At 42.3% G+C, this 16,957-nt stretch carries 19 protein-coding genes; 12 read left to right on the top strand and 7 right to left on the bottom strand.

The window, feature by feature from the left end; genetic code table 11:
• Window positions 1–75 precede the first annotated feature (75 nt).
• Genes DIU38_RS10920 through DIU38_RS10900 form a run of 5 tightly spaced genes read right to left on the bottom strand, consistent with a single transcriptional unit; the run spans window position 76 to window position 3,582 of the window.
• The gene (locus DIU38_RS10920; protein ID WP_091164424.1) at window positions 76–1,056 is read right to left on the bottom strand and encodes a YihY/virulence factor BrkB family protein; all 981 of its coding nucleotides are present in this window, start codon (window positions 1,054–1,056) and stop codon (window positions 76–78) included.
• A gap of 11 nt (window positions 1,057–1,067) precedes the next feature.
• Entirely contained in the window at window positions 1,068–1,475 is a 408-nt protein-coding gene (locus DIU38_RS10915) for an acyl-CoA thioesterase (protein ID WP_112651336.1), read from the bottom strand.
• On the bottom strand, window positions 1,475–2,527 hold the full coding sequence (mltG, locus tag DIU38_RS10910; RefSeq protein WP_112651338.1) for an endolytic transglycosylase MltG: 1,053 nt from the start codon (window positions 2,525–2,527) through the stop codon (window positions 1,475–1,477). Before mltG ends, DIU38_RS10915 begins: the two co-directional genes overlap by 1 nt.
• Window positions 2,528–2,555: 28 nt before the next feature.
• Entirely contained in the window at window positions 2,556–2,864 is a 309-nt protein-coding gene (locus DIU38_RS10905; protein ID WP_091164434.1) for a rhodanese-like domain-containing protein, read from the bottom strand.
• Window positions 2,842–3,582 (bottom strand): PASTA domain-containing protein, encoded by a 741-nt coding sequence (locus DIU38_RS10900; RefSeq protein WP_149354075.1) that lies wholly within the window; start codon window positions 3,580–3,582, stop codon window positions 2,842–2,844. The genes DIU38_RS10905 and DIU38_RS10900 overlap by 23 nt, the downstream gene beginning before the upstream one ends.
• 252 nt (window positions 3,583–3,834) lie before the next feature.
• On the opposite strand from DIU38_RS10900, the gene DIU38_RS10895 reads away from it, so the two are divergent.
• From DIU38_RS10895 to DIU38_RS10870, 6 genes are all read left to right on the top strand, one after another.
• Window positions 3,835–4,239, top strand: a complete 405-nt coding sequence (locus tag DIU38_RS10895) for an ISAs1 family transposase (protein ID WP_149354001.1) — start codon at window positions 3,835–3,837, stop codon at window positions 4,237–4,239.
• A complete protein-coding gene (locus DIU38_RS34860) occupies window positions 4,233–4,448 on the top strand; it encodes an ISAs1 family transposase (RefSeq protein WP_167516141.1) in 216 nt (71 codons plus the stop codon). The genes DIU38_RS10895 and DIU38_RS34860 overlap by 7 nt, the downstream gene beginning before the upstream one ends.
• Window positions 4,366–4,953, top strand: coding sequence for an ISAs1 family transposase (locus tag DIU38_RS10885; RefSeq protein ID WP_149354074.1), 588 nt, complete (start codon window positions 4,366–4,368; stop codon window positions 4,951–4,953). Before DIU38_RS34860 ends, DIU38_RS10885 begins: the two co-directional genes overlap by 83 nt.
• 205 nt (window positions 4,954–5,158) lie before the next feature.
• Window positions 5,159–6,148, top strand: coding sequence for a D-alanine--D-alanine ligase (locus DIU38_RS10880; protein WP_112657239.1), 990 nt, complete (start codon window positions 5,159–5,161; stop codon window positions 6,146–6,148).
• 114 nt (window positions 6,149–6,262) lie between these two features.
• On the top strand, window positions 6,263–6,898 hold the full coding sequence (locus DIU38_RS10875; RefSeq protein ID WP_112657237.1) for an ABC transporter ATP-binding protein: 636 nt from the start codon (window positions 6,263–6,265) through the stop codon (window positions 6,896–6,898).
• Window positions 6,898–8,007 (top strand): hypothetical protein, encoded by a 1,110-nt coding sequence (locus DIU38_RS10870; RefSeq protein WP_112657235.1) that lies wholly within the window; start codon window positions 6,898–6,900, stop codon window positions 8,005–8,007. Before DIU38_RS10875 ends, DIU38_RS10870 begins: the two co-directional genes overlap by 1 nt.
• Before the next feature lie 4 nt (window positions 8,008–8,011).
• Here the strand turns inward: DIU38_RS10870 and prmC are convergent, their stop codons facing one another.
• Window positions 8,012–8,875: a peptide chain release factor N(5)-glutamine methyltransferase gene (gene prmC, locus DIU38_RS10865; RefSeq protein ID WP_167516140.1), complete on the bottom strand. Its 864-nt coding sequence runs from the start codon at window positions 8,873–8,875 to the stop codon at window positions 8,012–8,014.
• Window positions 8,876–8,908: 33 nt separating this feature from the next.
• On the opposite strand from prmC, the gene ribD reads away from it, so the two are divergent.
• From ribD to bioB, 5 genes are all read left to right on the top strand, one after another.
• A complete protein-coding gene (gene ribD, locus DIU38_RS10860; protein WP_317132432.1) occupies window positions 8,909–9,829 on the top strand; it encodes a bifunctional diaminohydroxyphosphoribosylaminopyrimidine deaminase/5-amino-6-(5-phosphoribosylamino)uracil reductase RibD in 921 nt (306 codons plus the stop codon).
• Between the two features lie 133 nt (window positions 9,830–9,962).
• Window positions 9,963–10,841, top strand: coding sequence for an EamA family transporter (locus DIU38_RS10855; RefSeq protein WP_112657229.1), 879 nt, complete (start codon window positions 9,963–9,965; stop codon window positions 10,839–10,841).
• A gap of 9 nt (window positions 10,842–10,850) precedes the next feature.
• Window positions 10,851–11,465, top strand: a complete 615-nt coding sequence (locus tag DIU38_RS10850) for an IMPACT family protein (protein WP_112657227.1) — start codon at window positions 10,851–10,853, stop codon at window positions 11,463–11,465.
• An 88-nt stretch (window positions 11,466–11,553) separates the two neighbouring features.
• A complete protein-coding gene (mgtE, locus tag DIU38_RS10845) occupies window positions 11,554–12,906 on the top strand; it encodes a magnesium transporter (protein ID WP_112657225.1) in 1,353 nt (450 codons plus the stop codon).
• A gap of 218 nt (window positions 12,907–13,124) precedes the next feature.
• Window positions 13,125–14,132, top strand: coding sequence for a biotin synthase BioB (gene bioB / locus DIU38_RS10840; RefSeq protein WP_090525910.1), 1,008 nt, complete (start codon window positions 13,125–13,127; stop codon window positions 14,130–14,132).
• A 93-nt stretch (window positions 14,133–14,225) separates the two neighbouring features.
• Here bioB and DIU38_RS10835 read toward each other — a convergent pair whose 3' ends face one another.
• The gene (locus DIU38_RS10835; RefSeq protein ID WP_090525909.1) at window positions 14,226–14,717 is read right to left on the bottom strand and encodes a YajQ family cyclic di-GMP-binding protein; all 492 of its coding nucleotides are present in this window, start codon (window positions 14,715–14,717) and stop codon (window positions 14,226–14,228) included.
• Between the two features lie 193 nt (window positions 14,718–14,910).
• Between DIU38_RS10835 and ppk1 the strand changes: the two genes are divergently transcribed.
• Entirely contained in the window at window positions 14,911–16,956 is a 2,046-nt protein-coding gene (gene ppk1, locus DIU38_RS10830) for a polyphosphate kinase 1 (RefSeq protein WP_090525908.1), read from the top strand.
• Window position 16,957 lies beyond the last annotated feature (1 nt).

The following is a 16,957-nucleotide window of genomic DNA, read 5'->3' as shown; positions in this document are numbered from 1 at the left end:
GCGAATTGCCAAATTTCAATTTCACTTTTTTTGATTTAATTAAATAATCTATATAATCTATTGATTAATAATAAGTTAATTTTTTGACTGGTCGGTTTTTTTTGCCCGAAAAGTGTTAAATCTGGGTTTTACAATACGGATTGTACGCTTGGAAAGCTCTACGGACGCATTTAATTCGAACCCGATGATCAAAATCAATGAGTTTATATACATCCAGATCATCACAACGATGAGCGTACCAATGGATCCGTAAACTTTATTGTACGACGAGAAATTGTTGATATAATAGGAAAAGCCCAGTGAGGTTAAAACTGCCAGTGCCGTAGCCAGTATGGAGCCAGGGTTAATAAAATTCCATTTCTTTTTATGTGCAGGAGCGTAGCGGTATAAACAGCCTATGGTCACAAAAATAATTACTACAATAATTATCCACCTGAAAAGCATCACCGGGTAAACCCAGAAGTGATTTTCGGAGGCCACATGCGACTGGATGAACCGGATAATGGATTGCCCCAGGATGAGTATGGAAATGGCCAATAATAACGCGAAGCTTATAGCTACAGTAATTCCTGTGGCTACCAGGCGCCTTTTAAGCCAGCTCCGCTTATCTTCAATTAATGAGGATTTATTAAAGGCTTTCATGAGATTGATAACGCCATTCGTAGCAAAATACAAGGTTGTCAGGAAACCGAAGGAAAGGAGCTTGCCGTTTTGATTACTTACGATATCGAAAAGGGTTTCTCTGAACGCCATATAGGCATTTGTAGGCATTACAGAGGCCAGCACCATCATCAGGTTACCTTTAAAATGTTTTATGGGCACGTAGGGGATAAGCGTAAACAAAAAAATAGTAGCCGGAAAAACGGCGAGCATAAAGCTATAGGCTAAAGCATAGGCCCGGTTAATAAGCGAGTTATTGGTGATTTCCTTTACAAAAAAATCAATAACGGTGTATAGCGGCAACGGCCTGAAACCCGGAATGATGACAGACTTCGTCCACTCGATGATGTACCTGTAAAACGTAAACCGGATTAAAAAGCGGTGCAGCCATTTCATTTACACCAAATTTACTTAAAAAAGGGCATTAATCTATCGGTAAAATCCTGTGGTGGCAGGCATGGGCGATTGGTTTTCATGTTAATGAATACGAGCAGCGTTTCGCCGGTATTAATAAGTTCGCCTTTGGGGTTTGTAAGTTCGTACCTGAAATGGATGCGGATGCCTGGCAGCTTATCCATGATCACCCTGATGCTGATCTCCTCGTCATATAAAGCAGGCTTCAGGTATTTGCATTGAAGCTCGAGCACAGGCATCATAATGCCCGATTCTTCCATGCCTTTATAAGTAAGGCCAAGACTGCGAAGCATCTCCACACGTCCTACTTCATAAAATTCGGCATAGTTACCGTAATACATATAGCCCATCTGGTCGGTTTCGCCATAGCGCACCCGTATTTTAGTAGTGTGCTCAAACATTACCTTCGGATGTTACGCTCGTTAAGGGCTTGCTGAAATTTATGCGCGTTCACCAGGTGGTCGGCCACGTTAGTTGCAAATGCATGATAGCCTGAAAAATCGGCTTTAGCACACATGTAAATGTAATCGCTCTTTTGATAGTTTAACACTGCTTTTACCGCGTTAACCGATGGCATCATAATAGGACCCGGAGGCAAACCTGTATGCAGGTAAGTATTATATGGCGAGTTATATGAAAGGTAGCGGGTAAGCACGCGTTTTATAGTAAAGTCGTTCAGTGCAAAGATCACGGTAGGGTCGGCCTCCAGTTTCATTCCTTTTTTAAGACGATTAAGGTATAAACCTGCTACAGCGGGCATTTCATCGTCATGCAGCGCTTCAGCATCAACTATTGATGCCAGGACAGATACTTCTTGTGGGGTTAAGTTTATTGCAGCAGCCAGTTTTTTACGTTCAGGTGTCCAAAAAGCCTGATAGTGGTCATACATCCGTTTAAAGAACTTTTCAGGGGTAGTATTCCAGTACATCTGGTATGAGTCGGGCATGATCACGGTATAAACGTTATCGGTAGTAAAACCATATTTACTTACAAAACTCGCCGAATCAAGCAGCCGGATAATCGCCATTGAATCCGGTTCAATCTTTTTCGAGATAAATCCCGCAAACTGTTCTTTAAGCCGCAATCCGTGAAATTCAACTTTAACAGGCTCTTGTGTACCTGAGGCCAGCATATTGATGAGCTTACGGTTCCCCATACTTTCATGCAGGCGATATTTACCTGGTTTTACACGGGTAATATAATTCATATTACGGGCGGCCCAGCCAAATGAAGCAGTATCTTTCACTATGCCCTCATCTTGTATGGTTTTAAAAACATCGCCAAAAGTAGCGCCGGTGTGAATGTATAAGTACTCCTGTTTATCCGTAACGTTGGGGCCAAAGTATTTGAGGTAATAATTGAAACCTGTAAAGCCTAAAAGCACAACGATAATGATTACCAGCACTATAATAATTTTTTTCAGCATGCCTGATCCTTGTTTTTCCGCGGTCATGATATTGAATAGATGGTGTTTGTTGTATTTATTTTAATTTTTGAACGGCAACTAATCCACCGCTTAAATTACGCACGTTGTTATAGCCATGCCGCTCCAATATGTTTTGTGCAGTTTCGCTCCTTAAACCAACTTTGCACATAACGATTATCTCATCTGTTTTGTTGTAGGGTAAACTGTTAAGCGTATTCTCCAAATTTGAAAGTGGTATATTATCACCACCTATATTATAAGTATGGAATTCAATAACCTCGCGCACGTCGAGCAGGTTAAGGCTTTCACCCTTGCTTAAGCGCTCAAGCAGTTCGGAAGCTTTAATTTGCCGGTGGAGCTGCATCGGTTTTGGTACCTTGTGTAACAGTAAGATTTATACGCGTGCCAATACTTGTTTTGCTCAACGAATCGGTCTTCATCGGGTACTGCGAAACAACAACCACATTAGTCGAATCGGTAATAGTCCCCTGGTAAGTAATGATCCCAACGGTTAAGCCGGCGCCTTTTATAGCAAATCGGGCGGCATCAAGGTCAAGGTTTACAAGTTCCGGTATTTCCACTTCGCTTGCACCCTCACCATCGCCCAAAACCAAATCTATTCTTGAGCCTTTGGGGATCTTGGTACCTGGTTTTATCACTTGTCCGCCAAAACGTACCTCTAGGATCCGGTCGCGGGCAATATCCGAACGGTACGTTGTATCGCCCAGTTTTAATCCATAATTTGATATGGTAGCTATAGCTTCGCGATAATTGCTTTGTTCAAGATCTGGCAAAGCTACATTTGGCGCCTGCAGGGTTACCATGGTAAGGTAAATTACCCGGCTTTCTTTAACGTTGGTCCCGGGATCTGGGTCTTGTTCAACGATAGTACCAGGGGCTACGTCCTGTACATACACAGAATCTATTTTATAGCCGAATCCCTGCTCTTTTAAAATATCCATCGCCTTGTCAATAGTAAGGCCTTTAAGCTTTGGCACGGGTATGCCCGAACCATGACGGGTATAATAACCAAGGCTAAAAAAAGCTATTAAAACAACGGCTATCACGGTCACAATAGCCATTAATAAGTTATTCCGGAATGATTTTGATTTTAAGTAAGCCCAAATTTGCTCATCAGTATATGTAAGGGTAAACCTTTTAATTAAATATCAAACATAGGAATTATTTTGGATATGGGTGTTAGGATCAGGGCTGACGTATAAGAAACGGTAAAAATGAGTAGTGTTACCAACAAAATGTTGGTAAAGAGGGAATAAGTTTAAATGTTCGGGGGGGGGTAAAGGCTTTTAGAGTTTTTTCTTTGTAAAAAGAATATGACAACCTCACTCCATGATCATTTCAGATGGATACCCGATCCGCGCACGGGCAATAATAAGAAACATAATTTACTGGAAGTAATAATCCTATCGGTATTGGCGGTTGTATGCGGTGCGGAAAGCTGGTACGAAATGGAGGAGTTTGGCAAGGAAAAAGAAGACTTTTTAAAACAGTTGCTACCGCTTGAAAATGGCATACCGAGTCATGATACGATCAATCGCGTTTTTATGATGATCGATGCGGATGTTTTTGAACGCTGTTTCCGCGCCTGGACGGCGGAACTTGGCCAGAGCCTTCAAACAACAGGTACATCTGGCGAAAGGGAACTGATTGCTATCGATGGAAAGAGCGTCTGCAATAGCGCCTGCAAGCATCAGGGATTGGGGCATTACATTTGGTAAGTGCCTGGTCAGGCCGTAATCAGTTGGTACTTGGGCAACAAAAGGTGGCTGACAAGAGTAATGAGATTAGTGCCATCCCGGCATTACTATCTTTATTGAACATTAAGGGGGCAGTAGTCAGCATCGATGCGATGGGCACCCAAAAAGCAATCGCTGAAAAGATTATCGAAAGTCAGGGGATTATATCCTGGCCTGAAGCAAAACCATGAAACGTTTTATGACCAGGTAACCAACCAGTTTAACTTCAGGGAAGACAGTTACAGCCAGCATCTGGATAAAGGGCACGGGCGGTCTGAGATCAGAACCTGCAAGGTCATACATGAACTTAACTGGATTGACGAAAAGGAAAATTGGAAAGGAATAAAGAGTATTATCAAAATCACCTCCGAACGCATAATTGGGGACAGCCGTACTACACAAAATCGTTATTACATCTCCAGCCTTCAGGCAGACGCTGCCTATTTTAACCAAGCCATCCGCACACATTGGGGAATAGAAAACCAGTTGCACTGGCAACTGGATGTTGGTTTTGCCGAAGATTATAATACCACACGAAATAGTCAGGCTGCACAAAATCTTGCTGTAGTCAGAAAGATAGCTTTAAATATTCTAAAGGCTGACAAAACCAGCAAAGCCAGCATAAAGGCCAAAAGAAAAATGGCTGGGTGGAATCACAAGTTTCTCCTAACACTTATAGCTAACAAAAATTTCTAATGCGTCGGCCCTGGTGTTAGGATGTCGGATTTCGGATGTTCGATTTCGGAATTAATTATTGCAGAATTTCGGGAGTTTTAAACTCAAAATTTAAACTTTAGTATTATTTGCAATGATATTTATTCTAATTTCGACTTCGAAATCAGGTCGCTGTCGTTGCTCCTGGAAATAAATTCGAAATCGAACATCCGAAATCCGAAATAAAATGAGTCTTAAAAATATTGCCCTTTTGGCCGGAGGTTTTACCGGCGAATATGAAGTATCCCTTAACAGCGCAAAAAATATTGCGGCTAACCTGGCATCAAACGGCAACTATAAGGTTTATACTATATTAATTACCCGCGACAGGTGGTTTTTTGAAGCAGATGATGCAACAGTTGATGTTGACAAGAATGATTTTACCATCACCCTTAACCAGGAAAAAATAAAGTTCGACTTTGCCTTCATCACCATTCATGGCACTCCCGGCGAGGATGGAAAGCTGCAGGGCTATTTTGATATGCTTGGCATCCCTTATAATACTTGCGATGCCACAACATCGGCCATTACCATGAACAAGGCTTATACCAAAGCTATCGTGAACGGGATCCATGGCTTGCATACCGCACATTCAATGCGTTTATTTGAACGCGATGTGCATGACGTTGCCACCATTGCAGCTAATTTGAAATTTCCGTTGTTTGTTAAACCTAATAATGGTGGCAGCAGCGTGGGTATGAGCAAGGTTCAAAACATAGCCGGCCTGCCAGAAGCATTGAACAGGGCATTTCAGGAAGATGCCCAGGTGTTAGTAGAAGAATTTATTAAAGGCCGCGAATTCAGTATCGGTATAGCACGCCTGCACGGTAAAATAAAGGTATTGCCTGCTACAGAAATTATAACCTCAAAAGATTTTTTTGATTACGAGGCGAAATATACTTCTGGTGTAACACAAGAAATAACTCCTGCCGACCTTTCGGCTGAAAAGGTTGAAGAAATTGCCGGCATAGTTACCGAGGTGTATACCCGCCTCAACTGCCGCGGCATGGCCAGGATCGACTTTATTTTGCTTGAAGGCAGTAATGATTTTTATTTTATTGAGATCAACACCACACCAGGTCAGTCTGCCGCCAGTTTGATTCCGCAACAGGTACGTGCGGCAGGTATGGATGTAGGTGAGTTTTACAGTGCGCTGATCGAAGGAGCCACGTTGTAATTTCGGAATTGAGAATTCCGATTTCGGATTTACTTAGATAATTACTTTCAGAGACGCGTTACAAGCGTCTCTTTTGGTGTAACAACAGGATCATTATGCCGTCAAAAACCAACGATGCTGCAGTTTCAAAATTTCACAAAATCATACGGTAATTATCCTGCTTTAAAAATTGAAAATCTTAACCTTGAAACTGGCATTTATTGGATAAAAGGAATAAACGGATCGGGTAAAAGCACTCTATTAAAATCCATCGCCGGCATCCTGGCGTTTGATGGCGACATCATGCTTGAAGAACGTATCAGCATAAAAAAACAACCGGTGGCTTACCGTAAGCTGGTTAATTTTGCTGAAGCCGAGCCGGTGTTTCCAGATTTTTTAACAGGTACTGAAATGGTCAGGCTGTTTGCTGATGCTAAAGACGCCCCGGCAGGACAGGAAGATAGGTACATTAAAAGTATGGGAATGCAAAGTTTTGTCGACCGCCCGGTTGGCACTTACAGCAGCGGTATGATGAAAAAGCTTTCACTGTTACTTGCCTTTTTGGGCAAGCCCAAATTGATCCTGCTCGATGAACCTTTGATCACCATTGACACGGCGTCGTTAGCAACATTAAATAGTTGGATAAGGGAAAGGTATGAGCAGGAGGGAACCGGCTTTTTACTGTCATCGCACCAGATACTTGAAGATGGCTCATTACCTGTATCAGGTGAACTTCTCGTCGAAGATCAAACTTTAAAGTTTATTAGCTGATGAAATCGCTAACCAATGTATTGTTAAAGATTTTTGCAAACGGTTTTTTCCGGGTGCATGCCGGGATTTTGCTATTTATATTTTTGGCAATGGTTGGCGTAGTGCCTCCCCAGTATTTAATAGGCTATCACAAAGCACTGATGCTGGCTATGGACAGCAGTTCGGTTGTAATGATCCTGGTGTTTATAAGCTGGTTTATTTATGCCGTTAAAAGCTGGCATTACGTATCCAGGCAAATCTTTGCCCCCAGTCAACATTTTTTATTTTATAGCAGCAATGCCCTGAGCAGAGGGAAACAAATAATAAGCTGGTTTTGGGTACAGGCCGCTATATTATCGCCGGTAATATTGTACGCACTCATCGCTGTGGGGGTGGGTTTTTCCAATCAGTATTATTTATTTCCGGTTTGCATTTTACCGTATTTAATCGCTTTAACTTATTTAAGTGCAGTTATTTATACGGGGCAGATCAACCGGCTAATAGATGGCAGCGATCAATCTATATTGTTAAAACTGAGCAGCAAATGGCGCAAATCTTATTTCAGCCTTTACATTTACCACCTGTTCGATAAGCGCAAGGTGCCATACCTCATTACCAAGGCGCTTTCCTGGCTTATCATCACCGGGGTGTTTTACGTGTTTGCTGATGTTAAAACTGATGTCCGTGTTGCCGGTATAGCAATCCTTGCTGTTATAACGGCACATATTGTATTGATATTTGAGGAAAGGAAATTTGAAGAGAGCGGCCTTGGCTTTTCCCGCAATTTACCCTATAGCAGGCCACAGCTATTTCTGAATTTTATAGGCGTCTATTTCCTTTTGCTCATCCCCGAAAGTATCTGGTTGTTCAGCAGATTTAACTTGCTAATGGCTATTGAACTGCTGTTTGTTGGCTTAAGCACCGCGATGCTGTTTCATTGCCTGCTTTACTGGTTTGGCCTTAATATGGATAAGTACTTGCAATGGATCCTGGGGTTATTTATTGTATTGTTCTGGATCATTATGTTCAAGCTGCTTTGGGTGCTGGTTCCTTTAAACTTAGGTATTGCTTACTGGCTGTTTTACAGTAACTATTACAAGTTTGAGGGCGTGGCAAGCGATAAGTTGTAACCTTTTAAAGCTGCGCTTTCACCATCCTGTCCCTGCCGCTCATATCTTTTCTTAACTCAATGTTTTTAAACCCTTTACCAGTTAATAGCTCAACAGTTTCATTGCCTAAATTTTCATTGATCTCGAAGAAAAGCAAGCCGCCGGCAATCAAATTACTAAGTGAAAAATCGGCTATGGCCCGGTAAAATATCAGCGGATCATGTTCTGGTACAAACAAGGCAGTATGTGGCTCAAAATCTGTAACATTACCATGCATCTGCTTTTTATCATCAAGCGTAACATAAGGAGGGTTGCTCACAATGATATTATATTGAGCCGCTTCCTTATCAGGCCCAATATTTAAAATATCAGCCAGGATAAAATTAACCTCAACTTCATTTAGTAAAGCATTTTCCTTGGCGGTTTCCAAAGCTCCTTCGGATACATCTATCGCAGAAACATCCGCATTTGCCAAATTCTTTTTCAGGCTGATGGCGACACACCCACTACCTGTACCTATATCCAGCACAGAAAACCTTTCACCTTTCGCCTTTAACCTTTCGCCTTCTAAAATCCATTCCACCAGTTCCTCGGTTTCCGGGCGCGGGATCAGCACATATGGGTTTACTTTAAATGGCAGGCCAAAAAACTCGGTGACACCAAAAATGTATTGAATGGGTTTGCCGGTTTTTAGTTCGGCAAGGATGTTTTTCGCCCGTTCCGACTGTTCAGCAGTTAACGCTCTTTCGGGGAATGCCTTAACAGATGCCCTTGATAAACCGGTAACTTCGGCAATAACAAACAGCGTAATAGCTTCGGTTTCATTAGTATCATAAATGCCATTTATCTGCTGCCTGTAATCTTCAAAAACATCCTTAATCGTAATCATGCAACAAAGTAACATAAAAGCTACTTTTGCAGCATGCTTGAACATGAAAAATATATGCGCCGTTGTTTGGAGCTTGCTCAATTGGGCGCAGGATACGTTAGCCCGAACCCTATGGTTGGCGCGGTTGTGGTTCACGATGGCAAAATAATAGGAGAGGGCTATCATCAGAAATACGGCCAGGCCCATGCCGAAGTTAACGCTATTGAACAGGTTACGCAAAGGTTTGATAACTATCCTCAACTGCTGAAAAACTCGATTATATATGTTTCATTAGAGCCTTGTGCGCATTATGGTAAAACACCGCCCTGCGCCGATCTGATTATCAAACATCAAATCCCTGAAGTGATTGTTGGTTGCCGCGACCCATTTGCCCAGGTCGACGGAAAAGGTATTGAAAAATTGCAGGCTGCCGGCATTCAAGTAATAACCGGCGTGCTTGAACAGGAATGTCAATGGCTTAACCGTCGCTTTTTTACCAAGGTACAAAAGCACAGGCCATATATTATATTAAAGTGGGCACAAACACAGGATGGCTTTTTTGCTCCGGCAGATGGCAGCCAGTTCTGGATCACCGGCCCCGAATCACGCAAGCTGGTGCACAGGTGGCGTAGTGAAGAAAATGCTATATTGGTAGGCAAAAACACGGTACTAAGTGATAACCCGCAATTAAATACCCGTTACTGGGATGGCCCATCACCCAAACGTGTGGTGATAGACCGAAGGCTGGAACTAAATAAAGAATTGAATGTATTTGATCAGTCTGCCGAAACATTGATATTTAACGAGCTTAAGTTTGATGTCGATGGTAAAAACAGGTATATAGCACTGGAAGATTTTGAGCGCTTTGTGCTCAATATATTTTATACCAGTTATACCTGCAGGATATCCAATCGGTTATTATTGAAGGCGGCGCGCGTACACTTGATGCTTTTATTGAGGCTGGCCTTTGGATGAGGCACGGATATTTACCGGTGATAAAGTTTTGAACAAAGGCATAAAAGCACCGCAAATAACAGGTATACTTGCCGATGAATATCCTGTAGGCGCCGATCGCCTCCAATTGTTATACAATAAGCCGGTTATATAAATGCTGTTCGTTTTTTTAAGTATTTGTTGTAGTGTTATCGTTTCCATTTTGCTGAAACTGGCAAAACGCTACCATGTGGACGTTTACCAGGCCATTACCTGGAACTACTCCATGGCTATTTTGCTTACCTGGTTCTTTTTTAAACCACAGCTGAGTATTATTCAAAACGGGCCTGTTTATAATTACGTGGCTTTGGGGATCCTGTTTCCCGCTATATTTGTAATCATGGCAACGTCGGTGCGCAAGGCCGGTATTGTTCGTACAGACGTAGCACAGCGTTTATCCCTGTTTATACCCATACTGGCAGCATTTATTTTATTTGGCGAAGCCACGGGCACAATTAAAGCAATTGGCATTATACTGGCCTTCATTGCTATCATTTGCTCTATACCCTGGCAAAAATCTGTTGGCAATAAAGTTGAAAAGGGCTCATGGATTTACCTTTTAATCGTTTTCCTGGGTTTCGGCGTAATTGATGTATTGTTAAAACAGCTTACCAAAGTAAATAATGTGCCTTTTACCACAGCCATTTTTGTCATCTTTATTATAGCGTTTATATTAACCCTTACCGGTTTAATTTACCAGGTATCCACAAAAAAAATGAAATTTTCATTGCCGCATATCCTCATAGGCTGGGTATTGGGGATAGCCAATTTTGGCAATATCCTGTTTTACTTGAAGGCACACCAGGCGCTGGCGAACAGCCCTTCGGCAGTTTTTTCATCGGTAAATATTGGCGTTATTGTGGTTGGCACGCTGGTTGGCATCTTTGTATTTAAAGAGAAGCTGAGCCTGCTTAATAAAATCGGCATAGCTATAGCGGTGCTGGCTATTATCATTATTTATTTCCCGCAAACATTAGGCTTCCTGCACCTGTAATATTTTTGAATGCTTTTTGACGATACTTATAAAACCATAGAAAACCCTGCCGAAGGTGTTTTTCGCGACCGCGGCAGCAAGTTTCTGGCCTATGCTTATCCCATCAGTTCTGAAAATGAAATCAAGGCAATAATTGCCCGACTAAAATCAGAACATCCCAAAGCCAATCACCATTGCTGGGCTATGCGCTTAACCATCGACCGTTCGGTATTCAGGGTTAATGATGACGGTGAGCCTTCAGGTACTGCAGGCCGACCGATCCTGAATACACTGCTGTCAAAAGATCTGACTAACCTGGTGGTTGTTGTAGTCCGATATTTCGGCGGCACCTTATTAGGGGTTCCGGGTTTGATTAATGCTTATAAAGCAGCCACCGAGAATGCCTTAAACCAATCGGTTATCATTTCAAAAACTGTAAATGACGTATACACCATCTCGTTTGATTATCTGCAGATGAACGATATAATGCGGATCATTAAGGAAGAGAACCTCATCGTACTTAATCAGCAATTTGACAATGATTGCAGTATCCAGCTTTCTATCCGAAAAACGCAGGTTGAGCAGGCGCTTTTTAAATTAAGCAAGGTGAGCGGCTCGCAGGTTAAATACAACCACAGCATCTAACGATTCCATTACGATAGCCACTTTAGGCACTCTTTTTGTGTCCATTTAATTCCTTAATTGTGGTCTAATTGTTTTAATTTAGTCGGGTATGCAATCTTTTGAATTAGATAAAACCGACCTGCTCCGCATTAAAACAGCGCTCGAAGCCGATGATGCTGATTTAGAGAATGTTCTGAAGGAATATCACGCCTCGGAGATTGCTATACTATTTGAAAAACTTCAGCAGGAAGAAAAAGAACGGATCATCAATATCCTCCCGGCCGACGTCGCTTCAGAAGTTTTATCGGAAATGGACGAAGAGCACGGCCCTGCCGAACTGCTTGTAAACCTCGATCCTGAAAAACGTACCGAGATAGTTGAAGAGCTTGACTATGATGATGCTACCGACATCATTTCCCAGTTGGATGAAGAACACCAGGAAGAGATATTAGAAGACCTCGATCATGAAGATGCCAGCAGCATCCGGGCATTGATGACCTATGCCGAAGATACTGCCGGTGGTTTGATGAACTCCGAGATTATCAAGGTAAACATCAACTTGGATAAAAAGGATGCGCTTGATGAGATCATCCGACAATCGGAAGAGATGGAAGAGTTTTATACCATCTGCGTAGTTGACAATGACGACATACTAAAAGGGATCCTCTCTATTAAAACAGTTATCAAAGCCCGCGCCGATGCCCGCATCAGCGATTTGGTAACTACCGATTTTGTTTACGTAAAAGCCGAGCTTGACCAGGAAGAGGTAGCCCGCCTCATCAAGCAATATAACCTTACCAGTATCCCGGTTGTAGATGATCATATGAAACTGCTCGGGCGCGTTACGGTGGATGATATCATCGACGTAATGGAAGAGGAAAACACCGAGGACATCCTGAAGATCTCCGGTGTATCTGAAGATGAAGAGTTGAGCGGTAACTGGCTGGAGGCAGTAAAAAGCCGTTTGCCATGGCTGGTGATCAACCTGGGTACAGCATTCCTTGCTGCATCCATTATCCGGACATTTGATTCGACAGTTGCCAAGCTTTCCATTATCTCGGCTTATATGACCATTATAGCAGGTATGGGTGGCAATGCCGCCACACAGGCATTGGCGGTAACTGTAAGGCGTATTTCGTTAAGCGATCTTTCCGACAAACAAGCCTATAACACCGTATTAAAAGAGTTTTTAGTAGGCCTGATCAACGGCGCCGCCAATGGGCTCATCGTGTTTATAGTAGCGTTCTTTTACGATGCCAATCCGCTGCTTGGCCTGGTATTGTTCTTAGCCATGACAGGCAACCTGATCATAGCAGGCTTAACAGGCGCTTCCATCCCGTTGATATTGAAAAGGGTAGGGATTGACCCCGCAGTAGCATCATCCATCATCATCACTACTTTTACCGATTGTATTGGGTTTTTATTACCGCTTTGGTTGGCCACCAAGCTTTTGTTGAAGTAGTATATCCCGCCGGTTACGCCTGTCCCCACAGCAATTCATAAGGAGATAGCGTGGATACCAACCCCGGAAGTACTAAGCTGCCAAATATTTAAAACCTTGTTATATAGCCAGTTTCTTTTTGAGGGCTGTCAAAATGTTATATTTATAAATAATCTTTGAATATTTGCGTGTTTACAATAACTTAATAACATTGTTGGGACGAATTTAATCTGAAACTGATGACAGAAGTTAGACATAACTGGACTAAAGAAGAAATAGCCGAAATATACCATACACCATTGCTTGATCTTGTATACAAGGCCGCTACAATCCACCGCGAGAATAAAGATTATGCAGAAGTGCAAATCAGTTCTTTGATCTCGATAAAAACTGGCGGATGTTCTGAAGATTGTGCTTACTGCCCGCAGGCTGCCCGTTATAATACGGGTGTAAATGTACATGCCATAATGCCGAAAGATGAAGTAATTGCTGCTGCCGAAAAGGCAAAAGCCGGAGGTGCATCACGTTTGTGTATGGGGGCGGCCTGGCGCGAGGTTCGTGATAACCGCGATTTTGATAAGGTAATTGATATGGTTAAAGCGGTGAACAGCCTTGATATGGAAGTGTGCTGTACCCTTGGCATGCTTACAGAAAGCCAAGCGCAACGTTTGGCCGATGCCGGTTTATATGCCTACAATCATAACCTTGATACATCCGAAGAAGATTACAAACGGATCATCACCACCCGTACCTATGATGAGCGTCTTAAAACGCTTGAACATGTGCGCAAAGCGAAGATCACTGTATGCAGCGGCGGCATCATTGGCCTGGGTGAAACGGTGGAGGACAGGGTATCCATGCTCAAAACATTGTCGAACCTGCCCAAACACCCCGAATCAGTGCCTATTAATGCTTTAGTTCCGGTAGCAGGAACTCCTTTAGCCGATCAGCCCCGTGTTTCTGTTTGGGACATGGTTAGGATGGTGGCTACAACAAGGATCATTATGCCTAAAACCGTAGTCCGTTTATCTGCCGGGCGTACAGAGATGAGCACGGTTGAGCAGGCTTTCTGTTTTATGGCAGGAGCTAATTCAATTTTTGCCGGCGAAAAACTGCTTACCACGCCAAACCCATCATTTGATACCGATATGGCTATGTTTGAATTGCTTGGTTTATCGCCGCGTAAAGCTTTCAAAAATGGCCGGCCTAATGAAGTTAATAAAGAAGAAGTTGAAGTTGCGGGCTAATAGCGCTTTCAGATAAAACAAAAGGAGCCGTAGCAAAATGCATGGCTCCTTTTGTTTTAATAGAATCTCTTAAATTCTTATCAGAGATTTCTATCAGTCTCTCATGTTGATGTATTGTAATGGCTGGCCAAAATCCTCCGCACGGCAAAGGCTGATAACCGATTGCAGGTCATCAATTTTTTTACCTTGCACCCGCACCTGATCGTCCATGATGGAGGCTTGCACTTTAAGGCCGCTATCTTTAATTTTCTTTACTATCTTTTTAGCAGCTTCTTTATCTATACCTTCCCTGATCTTGATTTCCTTGCGGATCATGTTGCCCGATGCATATTGCTCTTTGCCAAAATCCAGCGCTTTGGGATCAAGATGTTGTTTAACCATCCGGCTTATAATGCTGTCCTGTATGGCTTTAAGGCGCATATCGTTTTCAGTAACTATGGTAACCTGGTTTGTTTTTTTATCAAGGTCAATAGTGCTTTTTGAATCGTTAAAGTCGTAACGGTTCAGGATCTCTTTTTTGGCGGTATTTATCGCGTTATCAAGCGTTTGCCCGTCTATTTTACTAACTATATCAAATGTTGGCATAAGTAGTGTATTGGTTATAAATGTTTTGCAAAACTAATGTATTGTTAACATACAGCGCAATATTGCAACAAATTGTTTAATTTCTGCAATAAATAATGATGAATGAAAACAGGTTAATTCCTCATGAGTTAATATTAAGTTAACAAATAAATAAGCAGATTTGTAACATCTGGCTGTAAAGCGAGAAATTTTTATGGATAAACAGGTTCCCTTAATTAACAGAGAAATAAGCTGGCTATATTTTAACGATAGGGTTTTGCAGGAAGCGGCCGACCCGACCGTTCCCCTAATAGACCGGATTAGGTTCTTAGCTATATTTTCATCTAACCTCGACGAATTTTACAGGGTGAGGGTTGCCACACTAAGCCGTTTAGCTGCACTTAATGAAAAATCGAAAGAGATACTTGGTTATAACCCTAAAAAGATCCTTAACCAGATCAAGAATATTGTAGTAAGGCAGGAACGTAAATTCAACAACCTGTACGAAAACATCATTGTTAAACAACTGGCCGAAGAAAAGATCTTCATCCTGAATGATAAACAGCTTAACGTAACCCGAGGTACTTTCGTTAAAAATTATTTCAGGGAGAAGCTGTTGGCTACATTGGTGCCTATTATGCTTAATGACACCTTACCGCTGCCTGAGCTTAGGGACAGGGCCGTTTACTTTTTTGTAAAGCTTACCACCAATAAAAAAACAAGGTTTGCCCTTATTGAGTTCCCGGATAACCTTTCGCGTTTTGTTAAACTGCCCGATACCAATAACCTGAAGTTCATTATTTTGCTTGATGATATTATCAGGTACAGTTTGGAGGATATCTTTTTCATTTTTGAACATGATAGCATAGAGGCTTACTCCATCCAGCTTACCCGCGACGCGGAGCTTGACCTGGATAAAGAGGTGAGCGAAAAATTTGTAGATTCACTGGCCAAGAGCCTTCAAAAGCGCAAAAAAGGTAAACCGATGCGTTTGTTGTATGACTCAGAGATGCCTATGGATATGCTGAAATACCTGGTAGGCAAAATGGGCCTGCATGGCGAAAGTCTTATCCCGGGTAACAGGTACCATAATTTTAAAAATTTTATTGCGTTCCCCAACGTTGGCGGCCCGGAGCTTGAGTATAGCAAATATATAGCACTGCCTGTGGCCGACCTTTCATTCGGTAAAAGCCTTATAGGGCTCATTGCTAAAAAGGATTACCTGGTAAGTACACCTTATCAATCGTATGATTACGTGATCCATTTTTTGCGCGAGGCCGCTATAGACCCTAAGGTAAAAGAGATCAGCATTGCTGTATATCGCTTGGCCGAAAACTCAAGAGTAGTCCATGCTTTGATCAATGCCGCTAAAAACGGCAAAAAGGTAAACTGCCTTGTAGAGTTAAGGGCCCGCTTTGATGAGCAAAACAATATTCACTGGAGTAACAGGCTTGAAGAGGAGGGGGTAACTGTATTGTACGGTGTACCCGGTTACAAGGTGCACTCAAAAATATGTTTGGTTAGCCGTACCGAAAAAGGTAAGCTGGCTTATTATGCCTGCCTTTCAACCGGTAATTTTAATGAAAAAACAGCGCAGATCTATGCCGATCATACCCTTTTTACAGCTAATAAAAGAATCACCGATGACCTGGTGAACGTTTTTAAAGCAATTAATAAGGGATTATTGCCTAAGGGGCTCAAAAGCCTCATCGTATCGCCAATTGACTCAAGGCCTGCAATTTACAGACTGATAGATAACGAGATCAAAAACGCCAAAGCCGGCAAACAGGCATATATGATCCTGAAGATGAACAGCCTGGCCGATGAGGAAATGATCAGCAAGCTTTACCAGGCCAGTAATGCAGGCGTGAAAATTAAGATGATCATCAGGGGGATGTGCTGCTTAATTGCCGGGGTGAAGGGCTATAGCGAAAATATAGAGGTGATTAGTATTGTAGATAAATATCTTGAGCACGCCCGGGTACATATTTATTGCAATGGCGGCAAGGAGCTCATCTACCTTACATCGGCCGATTTCATGACCCGAAATATTGACAATCGCGTTGAAGTTGGCTTCCCGATATATGACGAAAAGCTGCAGCAGGAGATAAGGGATATTATTGATATCCAGCTTGAGGATAACACCAAAGCCCGTGAGATCAATAGCCAGAACACCAACAAATACCATAAAACAAACTCGCCCGAAAGCCACCGGGCGCAAATTGAAATATATAATTATTTAAAAAATAAAACGAAATAAC

It is taken from the genome of Mucilaginibacter metallidurans, assembly GCF_003286435.2.
Taxonomy (GTDB): Bacteria; Bacteroidota; Bacteroidia; order Sphingobacteriales; family Sphingobacteriaceae; genus Mucilaginibacter; species Mucilaginibacter gossypii.
This window is presented reverse-complemented; position numbering and strand designations above follow the sequence as displayed.